General features: G+C 53.9%; 13 protein-coding genes. 5 read left to right on the top strand and 8 right to left on the bottom strand.

Annotation, left to right across the window (positions count from 1 at the left end):
- Positions 1 to 65 precede the first annotated feature (65 nt).
- From rfbD to AC0LWF_RS21390, 4 genes are all read right to left on the bottom strand, one after another.
- Positions 66 to 911 (bottom strand): dTDP-4-dehydrorhamnose reductase, encoded by an 846-nt coding sequence (rfbD, locus tag AC0LWF_RS21405; protein WP_474653568.1) that lies wholly within the window; start codon positions 909 to 911, stop codon positions 66 to 68.
- A complete protein-coding gene (gene rfbB, locus AC0LWF_RS21400) occupies positions 911 to 1,903 on the bottom strand; it encodes a dTDP-glucose 4,6-dehydratase (RefSeq protein ID WP_474653567.1) in 993 nt (330 codons plus the stop codon). The genes rfbD and rfbB overlap by 1 nt, the downstream gene beginning before the upstream one ends.
- Complete coding sequence (rfbC, locus tag AC0LWF_RS21395; protein ID WP_474653566.1) at positions 1,900 to 2,466, bottom strand: dTDP-4-dehydrorhamnose 3,5-epimerase; 567 nt, start codon at positions 2,464 to 2,466, stop codon at positions 1,900 to 1,902. Before rfbC ends, rfbB begins: the two co-directional genes overlap by 4 nt.
- A gap of 116 nt (positions 2,467 to 2,582) precedes the next feature.
- Entirely contained in the window at positions 2,583 to 3,083 is a 501-nt protein-coding gene (locus tag AC0LWF_RS21390; RefSeq protein ID WP_474653565.1) for a sugar nucleotide-binding protein, read from the bottom strand.
- 234 nt (positions 3,084 to 3,317) lie between these two features.
- Here AC0LWF_RS21390 and AC0LWF_RS21385 point away from each other — a divergent pair, with 234 nt between their 5' ends.
- The gene (locus tag AC0LWF_RS21385) at positions 3,318 to 3,929 is read left to right on the top strand and encodes a superoxide dismutase (RefSeq protein ID WP_474653564.1); all 612 of its coding nucleotides are present in this window, start codon (positions 3,318 to 3,320) and stop codon (positions 3,927 to 3,929) included.
- Positions 3,930 to 3,986: 57 nt separating this feature from the next.
- Here the strand turns inward: AC0LWF_RS21385 and AC0LWF_RS21380 are convergent, their stop codons facing one another.
- Positions 3,987 to 4,796 (bottom strand): alpha/beta fold hydrolase, encoded by an 810-nt coding sequence (locus AC0LWF_RS21380; protein WP_474653563.1) that lies wholly within the window; start codon positions 4,794 to 4,796, stop codon positions 3,987 to 3,989.
- Positions 4,797 to 5,022: 226 nt separating this feature from the next.
- Between AC0LWF_RS21380 and AC0LWF_RS21375 the strand changes: the two genes are divergently transcribed.
- Together AC0LWF_RS21375 and AC0LWF_RS21370 are read left to right on the top strand one after the other, a co-directional pair.
- Positions 5,023 to 7,245 carry a methyl-accepting chemotaxis protein gene (locus AC0LWF_RS21375; protein WP_474653562.1) on the top strand — a complete coding sequence of 741 codons (2,223 nt, stop codon included), beginning with the start codon at positions 5,023 to 5,025 and terminating at the stop codon, positions 7,243 to 7,245.
- 129 nt (positions 7,246 to 7,374) lie between these two features.
- Positions 7,375 to 8,412 (top strand): hypothetical protein, encoded by a 1,038-nt coding sequence (locus tag AC0LWF_RS21370; protein WP_474653561.1) that lies wholly within the window; start codon positions 7,375 to 7,377, stop codon positions 8,410 to 8,412.
- Between the two features lie 58 nt (positions 8,413 to 8,470).
- Here the strand turns inward: AC0LWF_RS21370 and AC0LWF_RS21365 are convergent, their stop codons facing one another.
- Together AC0LWF_RS21365 and AC0LWF_RS21360 are read right to left on the bottom strand one after the other, a co-directional pair.
- A complete protein-coding gene (locus AC0LWF_RS21365; protein WP_474653560.1) occupies positions 8,471 to 10,222 on the bottom strand; it encodes a diguanylate cyclase in 1,752 nt (583 codons plus the stop codon).
- Positions 10,223 to 10,402: 180 nt separating this feature from the next.
- Positions 10,403 to 11,311, bottom strand: coding sequence for a DUF8832 domain-containing protein (locus AC0LWF_RS21360; RefSeq protein WP_474653559.1), 909 nt, complete (start codon positions 11,309 to 11,311; stop codon positions 10,403 to 10,405).
- Positions 11,312 to 11,571: 260 nt separating this feature from the next.
- On the opposite strand from AC0LWF_RS21360, the gene trxB reads away from it, so the two are divergent.
- Both trxB and AC0LWF_RS21350 read left to right on the top strand, forming a co-directional pair.
- Positions 11,572 to 12,525 (top strand): thioredoxin-disulfide reductase, encoded by a 954-nt coding sequence (gene trxB / locus AC0LWF_RS21355; protein ID WP_474653558.1) that lies wholly within the window; start codon positions 11,572 to 11,574, stop codon positions 12,523 to 12,525.
- Positions 12,526 to 12,569: 44 nt separating this feature from the next.
- Positions 12,570 to 13,010 carry a Dps family protein gene (locus AC0LWF_RS21350; protein ID WP_474653557.1) on the top strand — a complete coding sequence of 147 codons (441 nt, stop codon included), beginning with the start codon at positions 12,570 to 12,572 and terminating at the stop codon, positions 13,008 to 13,010.
- Between the two features lie 330 nt (positions 13,011 to 13,340).
- Here AC0LWF_RS21350 and AC0LWF_RS21345 read toward each other — a convergent pair whose 3' ends face one another.
- On the bottom strand, positions 13,341 to 15,314 hold the full coding sequence (locus AC0LWF_RS21345) for an ABC-F family ATP-binding cassette domain-containing protein (protein WP_474653556.1): 1,974 nt from the start codon (positions 15,312 to 15,314) through the stop codon (positions 13,341 to 13,343).
- Positions 15,315 to 15,364 lie beyond the last annotated feature (50 nt).

Here is a 15,364-nt window from a genome sequence, read left to right as displayed (position 1 = left end):
AATATATTAAATCTACCGTTTTCTGTTGAAAGCGCTTAAATTAAAGCGTTTTCATCCATTGAGACTCACGCTTTGTCGCTTAAATAGTGGTGTAACGCCTCCTGCCATGGTCTTAGATCGGTTAGTCCATTTCTCTTAATCACCGCATGGGACATCACAGAGTACGCCGGACGGGCTGCGGGGCGAGGAAACGCTGAGGTCGCGCATGGGACAAGCTTCACTGCTTGCATGCCGCTCTCATTCAGAATCTCCTGGGCAAAATCGTACCACGAGCATATGCCTTGATTGGAAGCATGATAGATGCCGTAGTGCTCTGTTTGCACAAGTTCAACTAGAAAGCGTGCCAGATCGAGCGTATACGTCGGCGAGCCGATCTGATCGCTCACCACTTGAAGCTCGCTGCGCTCGCCGGCAAGCTTTAATATCGTACGAACGAAATTATTGCCGTATTTTCCGAAAACCCAAGACGTGCGCACAATGAAGAAGCGGTCCAGAATCGCCTGTACCGCCTGCTCACCTGCCAGCTTGGACTTACCATAGACAGTCTGCGGATGAACGGGATCTTGCTCTTCGTATGGCTCACTCGCTTTTCCGTCAAAAACATAGTCCGTGCTAATGTAGCAAAGCTTGGCACCGCAAGCAGCAGCTGCAAGCGCGATGTTGCGCGTTCCCTCCTCGTTAACAAGGAAGGCTGCATCCGGCTCGGATTCCGCCTTATCGACGGCCGTATACGCAGCGCAGTGAATGACCGCATCCGGCGCATAGGCAGCGAGCACCTCCCGGCACTGCTCGGCGTTCGTAATATCCAGCTGATCACGTCCCGCTCCGAGAATCTGGATGTCGGGCGGGAGTTCGAGCCGCATAAGCTCCATTCCAAGCTGACCGCCAGCACCGGTTACGAATAGCTTCATCAAGAACGTCCCCCTCTGTATGCGCCTGTACGCACATTTTCCAGCCATTCTGTATGGTTCAAGTACCATTCGATGGTCGATTTGATCCCTGACTCGTAATCATACATCGGCGTCCAACCAAGCTCTTCCCGGATCTTCGAAGCGTCAATGGCATATCTGCGGTCATGGCCAAGACGGTCCTGCACGTACGTAATGAGCGATTCCGGCTTGCCAAGCTCGGCAACGATTCGGCGAACCACTTCTATATTTGTCCGCTCATTCGTGCCCCCGACATTGTAGATTTCACCTGGCGCGCCGCGGTGCAGCACGAGATCGATGGCGCGGCAGTGGTCTTCGACATAGAGCCAATCGCGCACATTAAGACCGTCCCCATAGACGGGCAGCGGTTTATCTTCAAGGGCATTCTGAATCATGAGCGGAATGAGCTTCTCCGGAAACTGATAAGGTCCATAGTTGTTGGAGCAGCGGGTAATATTCGCGTTCATGCCATAGGTTTCGTAATAGGCGCGGACGAGCATATCCGACCCTGCTTTGCTTGCGGAGTAAGGGCTATTCGGCGCAAGCGGCGTTAATTCGGTGAACAATCCGGTAGCGCCGAGCGTACCGTACACCTCGTCCGTGGACACCTGCACGAACTTGGCAACGCCATATTGTTTCGATAGATCAAGAAGCGTTTGAGTCCCCAGCACATTCGTCCGCACGAAAATATCCGGCTGCACGATGCTGCGATCCACATGCGATTCCGCCGCGAAGTTAATGACCGCGTCTGCATTTTCCGCTGCGAATACCGGCTCAAGCGCCGTACGGTCAGCAATATCGGCTTGCACGAACCGATAGCTTGGATGATTCTCCACCGCGCGCAGATTGTGTGGATTTCCTGCATAGGTGAGAGCATCGACGTTGATGATTGCGTATTCGGGGTGATTCTGCGCCATATAGAGAATAAAGTTGCTGCCGATAAAGCCTGATCCGCCTGTTACGATGATTTTCATCCTTGATCACCCTCGAATATGAAGTTCGTCTCTGCGCGCAGCAAGACGGGATGCCCCGCATCTTTACTGGACAGAATAGGTTTAGCTGTCGGCCAATCGATAGCAAGCGCCGGATCATTCCAAGCAATGCCTCGGTCATGCTCTGCCGAATAGAACTGATCGACCTTGTATTGCACTTCACAGTTCGGTACGAGCGTGCAGAAGCCATGCGCGAACCCTTGCGGAACGAGCAGCTGACGGAAGTTTGATGCTGATAAAATAAATCCCTGCCACTTCGCGTAAGTCTTGGAGCCTTGCCGAATATCGACGACCACATCATAGATTGCGCCGCTCGTACACCGAACGAGCTTCGTCTGCGCCATCGGCGCAAGCTGATAATGCAGGCCGCGCAGCACGCCCGCTTCTACAGATAACGAATGGTTATCCTGCACGAAGCGATGGCAGATCCCATGCTCTTGCAGCTTCTGCTCGTTATAGCTCTCCGAGAAGAAACCACGGTTATCTCCGTGAACATCCGGTTCAATCAGCTTAACGCCCGGCAGAACAATACTCGTCACTTTCAATCCGCCTTCGCCTCCTCCTAGTCTCTATTTTCGCGCTTCATGCTTTCATGTCCGCGCTAGTCCACCAACATTCTAAACTAGTATATGTTCATGAAAATATTTTGATATAGGTATTGCTACCGTACGCTGGATCGCCAGGCTTTCTGCTGTTTGAATGCGTGCCATGTGAGCTCGCCGCTAGCAGATAGCTGATAGAGTCCGTAGTTATCCGTCTGTACGAGGTGAAGCAAGAAGGCTGCCAGCTCTTTATTCATTCCTTGGCTCTCATACAGCTCCGAATCGAGCTGCACAACATACGCACGGCGCGCAAGAGGCCCGATCTCCTTCTCCGCCTCGCTTGCTTCGCCTTGAATAACATAGACAAGCTTGGCGCTGAACTCATTGGCCGCAAGCGCGACATTGCGAATTGACAATGCCGGCTCGCAGTGAATAACCGCGTCCGGCTGATACCGTTTCACAACCTGGCGGCAATGCTCCAGATCATCGACATCCATCCCGCCTCGACTGAAGCCGAGAACCGCGATTCCAGGCTCGTTCATGCCATAGACAAGCGTAAGCCCAAGCTCCCCTTCCGCACCTGTTACAATAACCCGCAATGCTCTTTCCTTCGCCGTCATGTGCGCTCACCTTGCTTCCCATGATGTTACTTTATGTATATTCCGCAGGTGCCCATTTTGGTTCGATTCCGGATTATTTTGTATGGGAAATGAAGGTTTGGTTCATGCTAGAAGATGTTCTTCCGGCTGCTGGCATCACGGGCTACTTTACAAACAATTATGTTGATTTATGTGCCCGGAAGGAGCATAATGGAAAAGAAAAAATTGATACATAATATAGGAGGTTTTTGAACAATGGCACACCAATTGCCTGCATTGCCTTACGCAAACAATGCGCTTGAGCCGCATATCGATGAGACAACGATGATGATTCACCACGACCGTCATCATAACGCTTATGTAACAAACCTGAACGCTGCGCTGGAGTCCGCTCCTGAGCTGCAAGACAAATCGATCGAAGATTTGATCGCTGATCTGAACAGCGTTCCTGAAGCAATCCGCACAGCTGTCCGCAACAACGGCGGCGGCCATGCGAACCACTCCCTGTTCTGGGAAACAATCGGACCAGACGCTGGCGGCGAGCCTACTGGCGCTTTGGCTGATGCAATCGCTAGCGAGCTGGGCGGCCTTGAGCAGTTCAAAGCGGACTTCGCGAAAGCAGCAACAACTCGTTTCGGCAGCGGCTGGGCGTTCCTTGCACTTAGCAAAGACGGCAAGCTGAAAGTGTACAGCCTTCCGAACCAAGACAGCCCGATCATGGAAGGCGAAACGCCGCTTCTTGGTCTGGACGTATGGGAGCACGCTTACTACCTGAAATACCAAAACAAACGCCCTGACTACATTGCAGCGTTCTGGAACGTTGTAAATTGGTCTGAGGTTGGCAAACGCTACGACGCTGCGAAGTAATTCGCGGTTTATGAAGAAGAGGACCTTAGCGCATCATTGCGCTGAGGTCCTCTTTGTTTATTTGCCGTCCAAGGCATTCAGCAGCTCTTGATTGAACTTCTCGCGCTCGTCGTAGAAGAGCCCGTGTCCGCTCTCCTCGAATGGAACGAGCTTGGAGCCTTGAATGCCCTTGTTCATTTGCTCTGCCAGCGCATAGGGCGCGATAGCATCGAGCTTGCCATGAAGGATCGTTGTGGGGAGTTGTACTTTGGCGAGGTCCTCGCGCAAATCTTCATCGCGCAGCGATTCGAGTCCTTTTATCGTTCCGTAGGAAGAGGCTTCGAAGCTAAGCCCGTTAAACCAGATGCGGAACGGATCGCTGATCGGCTTCGCGAAGAAGGTTACGCCGAAATCTGCAACTGTCTTGGGCCGATCGACGTACAGTCCGGCGATGGTCGTATTGACTTGCTCTACAGGTGTCCCATATGGGAAGTCCGGCCGCTGTGTAAACACCGGCGCCGCCGCCGCCGCGAGCACGAGTCCGCATAGCCTTCTCCCACAATGCCGGGCGGCGTAACGGATCGCCAGCGCACCTCCCATCGAGAAGCCGACGAACATCGCGTGCCGAAGCCCAAGCGTATCCGCCACGATGGCAATATCGTCTGACATGCGATTGTAGTCATAGCCGCTCCAAGGTGCATCCGACCTGCCATAGCCGCGCAGATCAATGCCGATACAACGGTAACCGCGCTTCGGCAGCACATTGTACTGGTATTCGAACATCTTGTGATTGACCGGCCAACCCTGGACGAATATGACCGGCTTCCCTGATCCGATATCCTCGACATACAGCTTTACGCCCTTCTCCACTTCCACGTAGTGCCCCATTCTGATCAACCACCTTTCGCCCATCTTATATGTATACAGCATGGCTGGAAGATAGCATCGATGCTTCGAGATAGGCACCGGATAGGCATTTGACGCTGTGTTTATGTCTAAATACCTAACACATCTTCGAAATCCAAGCTTTTTTTCAACAAGTTCCAACCTTTTTCCCAGACGACATGTTATAATTCCTCCCATGATATCCAAGAAGAGAGAGAAGGGGTACTTGATGTTCGATTGGTTGGGATTTCGCAAGGGACTGCCGTTATGGCGGTCGTACAAGCTCAATGCTGCGATGAAAGAGGATGTTGAGGACATTTTCGAAGGCATCGCAGAAACAAGGATGGACATCCTTCAGGCATGGGCAGCCGAATACTGGGATCATCTTGACCGTTTGCTTCATCAAATGACCCTAAAGCAGCCTATTGATGCTGTTATAGCTTCGAACGCAACCGCCTCTTTGGAGGGTTTGTTTGCCGGAACCCGGGCGAGAGCCTCGGATTTCTCCGAACTCTTCCTGCTTGACGAGAAGAACCGCGTTAGTTTCTCGACTGAGCCACGTCATGTCGGAGAGCTATATGGCGCAGGAAGTGTGCTGGCGCCTGGATTAACGTATTCCCAAGATCAACCGTCCGGCGGTCGCAAATGTTTGTTTGGGCCTTATGCCGATCCTTGGACGCTTACCATCGGGCCGAGCTCGTCTTCTTTTCATGATAAAATGACGCTTCTGTTTATTTCCCCGATTGTGCGCGACGGCAACTGGCAAGGCGCCCTGTGCGGCCGTGTACCGAACGACGTGATTGGCGATCTCATTCAGCGAGAATCCGGCCATGTCTATCCCGATTCCGGCGACAACTATCTGTTTATGGCTCGCCCCGGGCTTGCCACGCACATCGCGCCGGGCACCGCCTTGTCACGCAGCCGTTTCGAGGATCGGACCTTTACGCATGGCGACAATTTGAAGGACGGCGTATCCACGGACTTTGGCACCGTATCCGTTAAGGAGCATACAGAGCTTGAGCTTATCTTTACTGATCCCGCTACAAGGCAGCTTCATCCCGGTGTTGCGAACACCATTCGAAACGGCTCCAATCTGTTCGTCCAATTTCCCGGCTATTCGGATTACCGGCACATTCCCGTCATTGGCAAAGGCGTCACCTTCCAGCTTCCGCACAGTCCCGATCTATGGGGGATGATGTGCGAAGGGGACTTGGAGGAAGTCTACCGCATCCGCAGCATCCGGTATACGCAGTTCAAGCTGGTGACGGGATGGCTCGCCTGTCTCGGCGTCCTTAGCGCTATACTCGCTTATTATCTCTTCGCCATCACCGCCCCTGTTGTCGGCTCACTTCTCGTTGGCGGCTTCAGTTTCTTATTTGGCCTCGCCATGATGCGCGCTCTTGATCATAAAGGGAACAAAGTGACGGTTCGTCAAATGCGCAGACTGAATCAATTTATCCGCATTAATGCCGAAGGCAAGGGCGACCTCACCCAGCGGCTGGATACGAGCTCTTTTCCAAACAACGAAACGCGCGAGCTTGCGAAATGGATTAACAATATGATCGATTCGATCGAAGGCATTATGCTTCAGGTGAAGCTTGCTTCCAGCGACGTGTTGACCAACCAACGCACGCTGCTCGAGACAACCGGAGCGACAGCCGGCACGACCGAGCGGGTCAGCAGCCGAGTCAGCGATATGATCCTCAGCATTCGAAGCCAGTTGAAGGATATCGACATCGCCAAGGATGTCGCAGGCGAGATGCGTGTGACACTGCGCATGCTGGAGGACAAGGCATCTGCCAATATCAATGTCGCGCAAGACGAGCTTGTTCGAATCGGCGATAAAATGGAGCAGATTGCAGCGCACGTTGCGGAAACGAACCGGTCTGTCGAAGCGTTTATGGTCACTACGAATGAAATTCGCAATGTCCTTCGTGTCATTGAGGAAATATCGTCACGGACGCAGCTGCTGGCGCTGAACGCCTCCATTGAAGCTGCGCGGGTCGGCGAGCAAGGTAAAGGCTTTGCCGTCGTCGCGGCTGAAATCCGCAAATTGGCCGACCATACCAAGCAGTCAACGGAACAGGTGCACGACATCGTCCACCACATCTATGTCAACGCTAAACAAGCTACAGAGACGATGGCCGAAGGCACCAAAGTCGTAACGGAAGGAACTCTCCTCGTCGCAGCTGCCTCCGAGCTCTTAAGCAGCAGCCAAGATAATGACACTTTGAAATTGCAAATCATCGATGAGGTGGTCGTCATTATGGAGAAAATCGCGGAGGTGAGCAAGCAGAACCGCATTATTTCAACCGAGGTGGAAAGCAATGTGCAGGATCTGCTTGGAGACTTCGTAAACGTTCGCCACACATCCAATCATGTTGAAGCCATTACGGCGTTCCTTCAACAGCTTGTAGGACAGTTCCAGCTTAGCGATGCACGCAAGCGTTAATAAAGAATAGACCTCGCGATCAGTCCATGATCGCGAGGTCTTTTTTTATTAAACACACCCTGGAGAATAGGCGCATACACTGAACCGAGACATTTACCTAATCATGTTTTCGGTAAAGGAGATCGATTCATGAGTACTTACGCTTATATTCCAGGCATGCCTGAAGGCTACTCGCGCGATTGTGGATGCGGTGGTCCGCGTATGTTCCCAGGCTTGCCAGGCGGCGGCATGGGCATGCCGGGCGGTCCCGGCGGTATGCCAGGCGGACCCGGCGGATTCCCTGGTGGACCAGGAGGCCCTGGCGGCCCTGGCGGTCCCGGATTCCCTGGTATGCCGGGCGGTCCCGGTGGATTCCCTGGTGGACCAGGAGGCCCTGGCGGCCCTGGCGGTCCCGGATTCCCTGGCATGCCGGGCGGTCCCGGCGGATTCCCTGGTGGACCAGGAGGCCCTGGCGGCCCTGGCGGTCCCGGATTCCCTGGTATGCCGGGCGGACCCGGCGGATTCCCTGGTGGACCAGGAGGCCCTGGCGGCCCTGGTCCCGGCGGTCCCGGTGGATTCCCTGGTGGTCCCGGCGGTCCCGGCGGTTTCCCTGGCGGTCCCGGCGGTCCCGGCGGATTCCCGCCTCCGCCATTCCCAGGTCCCGGCGGTCCTGGCGGATTCCCGCCTCCACCGTTCCCAGGTCCCGGCCCATTCCCGCCCGGACCGTTCCCGATCCCGATACCCATTCCAATCCCATTCCCGCCTGGCCCTGGACCGTTCCCGCCTGGACCGTTCCCCGGCTTCGTAACGGTCTTCATCAACGGCGGACGTTTCTTCCCGTGGATTACGAACTCATACCGCGTAAGACACTTCCCGGGCATGAGCATCGCACAAGCGCTTAACTCGACTGGCGTCGTTCGCATCAACAATAACGGACGCATCGTCTCCGTGAATGGCGTCGTCATTACCGGCAGCGTTGATACCATTCTCCGCCTCAACGGACGCCGCATTCCGGAATCGCTGCTTTACTTCCCTGTTCAATCCGGCGATAACGTAGGACTTGAGCTGTTTGTTGGTCCAATTGGCATACCGCGAAATGACGATGACAACTTCCAGCCATACCCGGAAGTCATCGAGAACAACCTTGAAGCGCTTCAGCGCTTGGAAGAGACTGAGCAACAAGGCTAACACAACCCACGCTCAAAAAAAAATCGCCCGCAATCCAAATTGGACTGCGGGCGATTCTCTATTCCATTAAGCTGCGTACCTTCCGCTCGAAGTCCTGCATGGAGAACGGCTTCGTTATGAAGTGATCCGCGCCAAGCGCCAAGCTTTCTTTTGCCGTATCAGATAGATCGTGACCAGTCGCGAACATAATCTTGGTGCTTGCAGGCCGTGAGCCTTCATCCTTCATCCGCTTCAGCACCTGAAGACCGCTCATCACCGGCATAATGCAATCCAATATGCACAGATCCGCGCCCTCGCTCATCAGCATGTGGTACGCCATCTCGCCATCGTGGGCCTCCAGTGTTTGGTAGCCAGCGCTGTTCAAATTATCGACCATAATCATCCGGAGCACCCGGTCATCTTCAGCGACGATAACCTTCTTTACCGACACGAAGCCAGCCGCCGTCTGATCGGTACGAAGCTTGCTTGAAATCTTGTACATGCGGTTACGTCCCAGATGCTTCGCTTTATATAGCGCATAATCCGCCCGTTGAATCCACTGCTCCACGGTAAGGCCAGAGCGCCACTGAGAAATACCGGCCGAGAACGTAATGGAGAAGCTCCGATCTTCGATTGTCACAATGGGCGTACTCTGCACCTTGTGCAGGATGGTGCCGATCGCTTTGTAGGCATCGGAGTCGGTCGTATTCGGCATAATGATGACGAACTCCTCACCGCCCCACCGCGCCACAATATCGGAGCTGCGCAGGCTTTTGACAAGAAGCTGGCCAAAATGCTGCAGCACAAGATCGCCAATCTGATGACCGTAGGTATCGTTCACGTTCTTAAAATGATCCACATCAAGCAGCACAATCGAAATGTTCGCCGGCTTCCGGGTCATCCGGCTCAGCTCCACTTCAATCTGGCAGTCGAAGAACCGGCGGTTGTACAAGCCTGTGAGTGGATCACGGAACGCAACCACTTCATACTCCCGATTGCGCTCCAATATTCTCCGAATACGCGCACTAAGCTCTTCATAATCGAACGGCTTGCTGACATAATCATCAGCTCCCATATCGAGACAGCGTACCTTATCTTCTGTATCATTGATTCCGGACAACACAATCATCGGCACTAACCGAATCGCTCGATCGTTCTTGAGCAAATGCATGATTTCGTAACCGCTTTGCGGGTACATCATCAGATCGAGCGTAATCAGATGGTAGCTGCTGCCTCTCAGCAATGTCATCGCTTCTTGCACGTTCGATGCCGTATCGACCAGGTAATCTTCGAGTTCAAGCCTGCCTGCCAAATAAGTGCGAAGGCCAGCATCGTCATCAATGATTAGAATCCTGCTCACCCCAGGCAGATCCGTATGCGCGCCTTGCCCTTCGATCGGCACAAGTGGTGCCTCCTGCTGAAGTGAAGCAATGACGGTCGCGGATTCATCAATCTCTGCTTCCAGCGCGCAAAGCAGCGGCATCGACTCCAGCGTGCTCCCCCGAAACAGCTGCATAAGGTAGGCGTCGTCATATTCTTCCAGAACCGCCGTCAGCGAGACTTGCCTCGCCCAATGCCAACTCAAGAGCAGCTGCTGCGCGACTTTGCCGATCCGCTTGAACCCGATTGTCGGCGCGCTTCCTTTTATCGAATGCACAATGCGGTAGATTTCAGCGGCATTGTCCAATGACATGTCTACATCCACAACTGCGCACAATTGCTGCAGCTGATGAAGCTTACTAAACAACTCTTCGATATACAGCTTCTTGCTGTGGTTCATAAGACGGTTTTGTGACAACAGGTCCGTCTCGTCTCTGCCTCGCTGAATCATGGATTGTTCTCCTCGCTTGACTACAGTTGTTCATATGACAATGAAAAATAATTCAAAGATTTACGAATATTTTATCAGTTTAGGCAAATAAAAAAAACCGGCTGAAGCAACTTCAGCCGGTTTATCCAACAATTTAATAATTTGTTAAGTTTTCGTTGACAGCAAGGCGAGCAAAACAGCTTATTTCACTTCAATTACAAATGGCACGATCAGAAGCTGGCCATGCCTTTTGAACTGCCCCCATATCTTGTACAGCCCCGGCTCTGGGAATGTCGCATGGAATTCCGCGTTCGGTCCCTTTCCCAGCTCATCCATCGCGTGCACATGCACATAGTGCTCCGCGTCCGCATCCATAATGACCACATGACCGACTGCCCCTAGATAAGGCTGCAAATCGGTGACAGGCTTGCCGCTCATCTGATCGCGGAATGAGAAGGTCAGCATCTCGGATGCTCCCGCTCGCGGCTCTTGATTAAAGGACAAGCTTACGCCCATACCGCCTGCTGAACGAGTCAGCTCCTTGTCGGCTGTCAATACCGGTTCAGACTTCGGCTCGCTCCCTTTGCCTCGCGCAACTACCACCCAATTGCTCAGCGATTGCTGGCTGCCGTCTGCAGGCTTGAAATCAGCGACCAGCTTGTATGCGCCGGCTGTTTGGAATTGAACGACCACTTCAAACACACCTGCCGCCTTCGTTTCAACGGGATGAAGATGCATAAACGACGACAGCCTTTTGCTTACGATGATGAGATGAAGCTTCTTCTCATGGTTGATTTGAAGCTTCTGATCAGGTTCTCCGCCAGCATCCGTAACAGCGATACGCAGCAGCGCCGGTTTGCCGGCTTGCGGCATCCCGCTTGGCCATGTCCATTTGGCAATATCAGTGCGGTTCGGCCCTTTAGCGCTTGGTTCCACCATATCCATGCTCATCTCGCTGTCGGGGTTGTGATGCATATCGGACGGCATAGCATCCATCGCTGCCGCCGTCTGCGTTTGTACGACAGGAGCGCCTCTTCGGCAGCCTGTACTGCTTATCAGCAGCAGAAGCGCCGCCGTAACGAATAATGCCGCCCTTGCTTTGTTCCTCATATATGTTATCCTCGCTTCCTCTAAACCTAACGACGCCTAAGCGACTTCTTACTTGTTTTGCCAACTTAACCCGAATTATTCAGCTATCCAGCATTAGCGGTCCAAGTGCAGCTATCGCTCCAGCACATGTTAAATTGTGAAAAAAGGGTTGACTTCCGATCTTATTTATAATAATTTTAATTTAGAAGTTATTATTAATAAGAACTCGTGCTCGACAGCATTATTGGATGATCGGTTTACATCGAAGGGAGTTGTTCCCCATGGAAGATATCGTAATTGTAGGTACTGGGCCAGCCGGACTTACGGCAGCCATCTATCTCGCTCGTGCCGGGTATAACCCGCTCGTACTGGAAGGTCCACAGCCAGGCGGCCAATTGACGACAACGACGGAGGTGGAGAACTTCCCCGGATTCCCGGACGGAGTGCTCGGCACCGACCTTATGGCGAATATGCGCCAGCAAGCTGAACGCTTCGGAGCTCGTTTCCAGGCAGGATGGGTGCAATCCGCAGATCTGTCTAAGCGACCGTTCAAGCTGTCGCTTGAGAATGGCAGTGAAATGTTTACACATTCGATGATTATTTCCACTGGCGCCTCGGCAAAATATATGGGTATCCCTGGCGAACGTGACAATATCGGGCGCGGGGTGAGCACATGTGCGACATGTGACGGATTTTTCTTCCGTGGAAAGAAGATTATCGTTGTCGGCGGCGGCGACTCTGCGATGGAAGAGGCGGGCTTCTTGACGCGGTTCGCATCTGAGGTAAGGCTCGTGCATCGCCGCGAAGAGCTGCGCGCATCGAAGATCATGCAGGATCGGGCTCGCGCCAATGGCTCGATCAAATGGAGTCTGGGCGTCACGCCGATTGAAGTCGAAGCAGGCGAGCGGGGCATACGCGGACTTCGTGTCCGTGACAATGCGTCGGGCGAAGAAACACTGCTCGAAGCGGACGGCGTATTCGTCGCTATCGGGCACACGCCGAACACTGGCTTCCTCGGCGGTCAAGTGACGACTGATGAACTCGGTTATATAGAGGTCCAGCCAGGCACTTCGCTCACGAACATTCCAGGCGTGTATGCTTGCGGCGACGTACAGGACCATCGTTACCGCCAAGCCATTACAGCTGCCGGCAGCGGCTGTATGGCAGCGCTCGACTGTGAGCATGAGCTCGAATCGTATAAAGCTGGGCGATTGAAAAAAGTAGTCGAAGTTTAATTTTAGCTATATATACCAATTCAATTACAAAGGAGCTAACCAACATGACAACAAAACTGCAAACGATTCTGAACAAACAAATTGCGACCTGGAGCGTTCTCTATGTCAAGCTGCACAATTTCCACTGGTATGTGAAAGGCAATCAGTTCTTCACCCTGCACGTGAAGTTCCAAGAGCTGTATGAGGAAGCAACGCTGCATGTCGACGAAATCGCAGAGCGGCTTCTTGCAATCGGCGGTCAGCCGGTAGCTACGATGTCTGAATATATCGAGCTGTCGACAGTCAAGGAAGCGAACGGCAAAGAGTCCGCCATCGAGATGGTCGACTCCGTCATCGCTGACTTCGCCGCAATCGTAGCGGAGCTGAAGGAAGGTATGGAAGAAGCAGCATCGAGCGGCGACGAAACGTCCGGCGACATGCTCCTCGCCATCCACAGCGCGCTGGAGAAGCATATTTGGATGCTGAAGGCGTTTAACGGACGCTAGGATTTCGAGTAAGCAATGAATAGCAGCCTACTCGGGGGCTGCTTTCTTGTTTTTTGGAGCTATTAGCGGGTACCTCTCTTTGACCAATTTCCGGCGAAAAGACCGCAAGAGGGGTACTGGGTACCTCTCTTTGGCTACAATATCAACAAAAAAACTGCTCAGACCAGCTTCATGCCTCCACTTCCCCGCAATTTACCGACTGCAGTCCACCAAACCAGCTTCTTCCGCCTCTCCCCCACGCAGACTCCAACCATGCCAGCTAAGTCCCGGCTGCCCCAACAAACAAAATAAAAAAGCCGCCCTGCTTTCACATGGCGGCTCTTCTTTCAACTATTTCTTCTTATTCGCCGCAATCTGCTCGGCAAGCTCATTCAAGAACGTCCAACGCTCCATCAGATGCTCCAGCTTTGCTTCCAGCTCCTGCTGTTCGTTCAGCAGCTCCTGCAGCGTAGCGGAATCGCTGCTCGACACTTCCATCTTCGACTGCACAGCTGCAAGCGCAGCTTCCGCCTTCTCAATGTCGGCATCGATCGTTTCGAATTCCTTTTGCTCTTTGTAGCTCATCTTGGTCGGGCCTACCGGCTCCTTCACCGGCGCAGACGCGGATGCGTCCACTCCAGCGCCGCCTGCAGACTCAGCGGCCTTGCCACTCTTGCCGCCTGCAGCGGAACCTGCCGCCGCCGCTCCAGCCTGCGAGCGCACCCCATGCGCTTCCGCATAGGTCTGATAATCCGAGAAATTGCCGACATGCTGCTCGATTACGCCGTCGCCTTCAAAAGCTAGAATCCGATCGACTGTCCGATCCAGGAAATACCGGTCATGGGATACGGTGAACACGACGCCAGGGAAGTCGTCTAGATAATCTTCAAGCACCGTCAGCGTCGTTATATCGAGATCATTCGTCGGCTCATCGAGGAGCAGGACGTTCGGCGCTTCCATCAGCACGCGAAGCAGCTGCAGCCTGCGCTTCTCGCCGCCGGACAGCTTCGCAATCGGCGTCCACTGCTGCGCCGGCGGGAACAAGAACCGTTCCAGCATTTGCGCCGCTGTCACAGTCGTACCGTCGCCAGTCATGACCCGCTCCGCGCTCTCCTTGATAAAATCAATGACGCGCATCGACTCATCCATCTCCTCGCGCTCCTGAGAGAACACGCCGAGCTTCACCGTCGGCCCAAGACGAACCTCGCCCGCATCCGGCTCCAGCTTACCGGAGATGAGCTTCAGCAGCGTCGACTTGCCGAGGCCATTGCGTCCGACGATACCGACGCGGTCCTCAGGCACCGCGATATAGCTGAAATCTCGAATGACTGTCCGACCTTCGAACGACTTGGTCAAGCCTTCGATTTCAACGATCTTCTTCCCGAGGCGTGTCGAAGCCACGGACACCTCAAGCTTGCCGAGCGCTTTCTCCGGCGCTGCCGCGCTCAAAGCCTCGAAACGCTGAATCCGCGCTTGCTGCTTCGTCGTGCGCGCCTTCGCCCCGCGGCGCATCCAAGCGAGCTCATTACGCAGCAGGTTCTGCCGCTTGGATTCCGATGCCGCTTCCCGCTCCTCGCGGTCCAGCTTCAGCTCCAGAAACTGGCTGTAATTCGCCGAGTAGAAATGCGCCCGTCCGCGATCCAGCTCCAATGTCCGGTTGCTGACACGATCAAGGAAATACCGATCATGCGTAATCATCAGCAGCGCGCCTTTGCGCTTCTGCAGCATCCCTTCAAGCCATGCGACCGACTCGTTGTCGATATGGTTCGTAGGCTCATCAAGCAGCAGCACATCTGCTGGCTGAATAAGAGCCGCCGCCATCGCCACACGCTTACGCTGGCCCCCTGACAGCACCCCGAGCTTCGCCTCGAAGCTTGTAATACCGAGCTTTGACAGTGCGATCTTCGCCTCGCTCTCAATGCCCCATGCATCCAGCTCAGCCATCCGCTGATTCGCGCGAACAAGCATCTCCTGCAGCTCCGCATCGCCGGGCTTCAGCTCAAGTGCCTGAAGCGCCGCTTCATAAGCGCGGATCGCAACCATCTGCGGCGAGTCGCCGCCTAGCACATGCGCAAGCACCGTCTGCTCCGGATCAAACTGCGGGTCCTGCGACAGCATGCGCACCGTCACGCCTCCAGCAACAAGAATAGAGCCCGAATCAGGGGGCTCTATTCCTGCAACGACATTCAGAAACGTCGACTTACCGGTACCGTTGACGCCGATAATGCCGATTTTGTCGCCCATCTCAACGCCGAACGACACGTCTTGAAACAATACTTTCTCGCCATAGTTCTTCGAAATATGATCAACCGTTAATACGTGCATCGCTATTCATTCCCGCCTAACGTTAGTGAATCTCAAAACCGTGAGAGCTG

Source organism: Paenibacillus sp. sgz302114 (assembly GCF_056120345.1).
Note: the sequence above shows the minus strand (reverse complement) of the source record. Positions and strands in the feature narration are given on the sequence as shown.

Excerpts from the sequence above, each read along its gene's own strand:
- rfbB (WP_474653567.1), bottom strand. The coding sequence starts at position 1,903 with ATGAAAATCATCGTAACAGGCGGATCAGGCTTTATCGGCAGCAACTTT.
- AC0LWF_RS21360 (WP_474653559.1), bottom strand. The coding sequence starts at position 11,311 with ATGAGGAACAAAGCAAGGGCGGCATTATTCGTTACGGCGGCGCTTCTG.
- AC0LWF_RS21345 (WP_474653556.1), bottom strand. The coding sequence starts at position 15,314 with ATGCACGTATTAACGGTTGATCATATTTCGAAGAACTATGGCGAGAAA.
- AC0LWF_RS21390 (WP_474653565.1), bottom strand. The coding sequence starts at position 3,083 with ATGACGGCGAAGGAAAGAGCATTGCGGGTTATTGTAACAGGTGCGGAA.
- AC0LWF_RS21375 (WP_474653562.1), top strand. The coding sequence starts at position 5,023 with ATGTTCGATTGGTTGGGATTTCGCAAGGGACTGCCGTTATGGCGGTCG.
- rfbD (WP_474653568.1), bottom strand. The coding sequence starts at position 911 with ATGAAGCTATTCGTAACCGGTGCTGGCGGTCAGCTTGGAATGGAGCTT.
- AC0LWF_RS21365 (WP_474653560.1), bottom strand. The coding sequence starts at position 10,222 with ATGATTCAGCGAGGCAGAGACGAGACGGACCTGTTGTCACAAAACCGT.
- AC0LWF_RS21370 (WP_474653561.1), top strand. The coding sequence starts at position 7,375 with ATGAGTACTTACGCTTATATTCCAGGCATGCCTGAAGGCTACTCGCGC.
- trxB (WP_474653558.1), top strand. The coding sequence starts at position 11,572 with ATGGAAGATATCGTAATTGTAGGTACTGGGCCAGCCGGACTTACGGCA.
- AC0LWF_RS21385 (WP_474653564.1), top strand. The coding sequence starts at position 3,318 with ATGGCACACCAATTGCCTGCATTGCCTTACGCAAACAATGCGCTTGAG.
- AC0LWF_RS21380 (WP_474653563.1), bottom strand. The coding sequence starts at position 4,796 with ATGGGGCACTACGTGGAAGTGGAGAAGGGCGTAAAGCTGTATGTCGAG.
- AC0LWF_RS21350 (WP_474653557.1), top strand. The coding sequence starts at position 12,570 with ATGACAACAAAACTGCAAACGATTCTGAACAAACAAATTGCGACCTGG.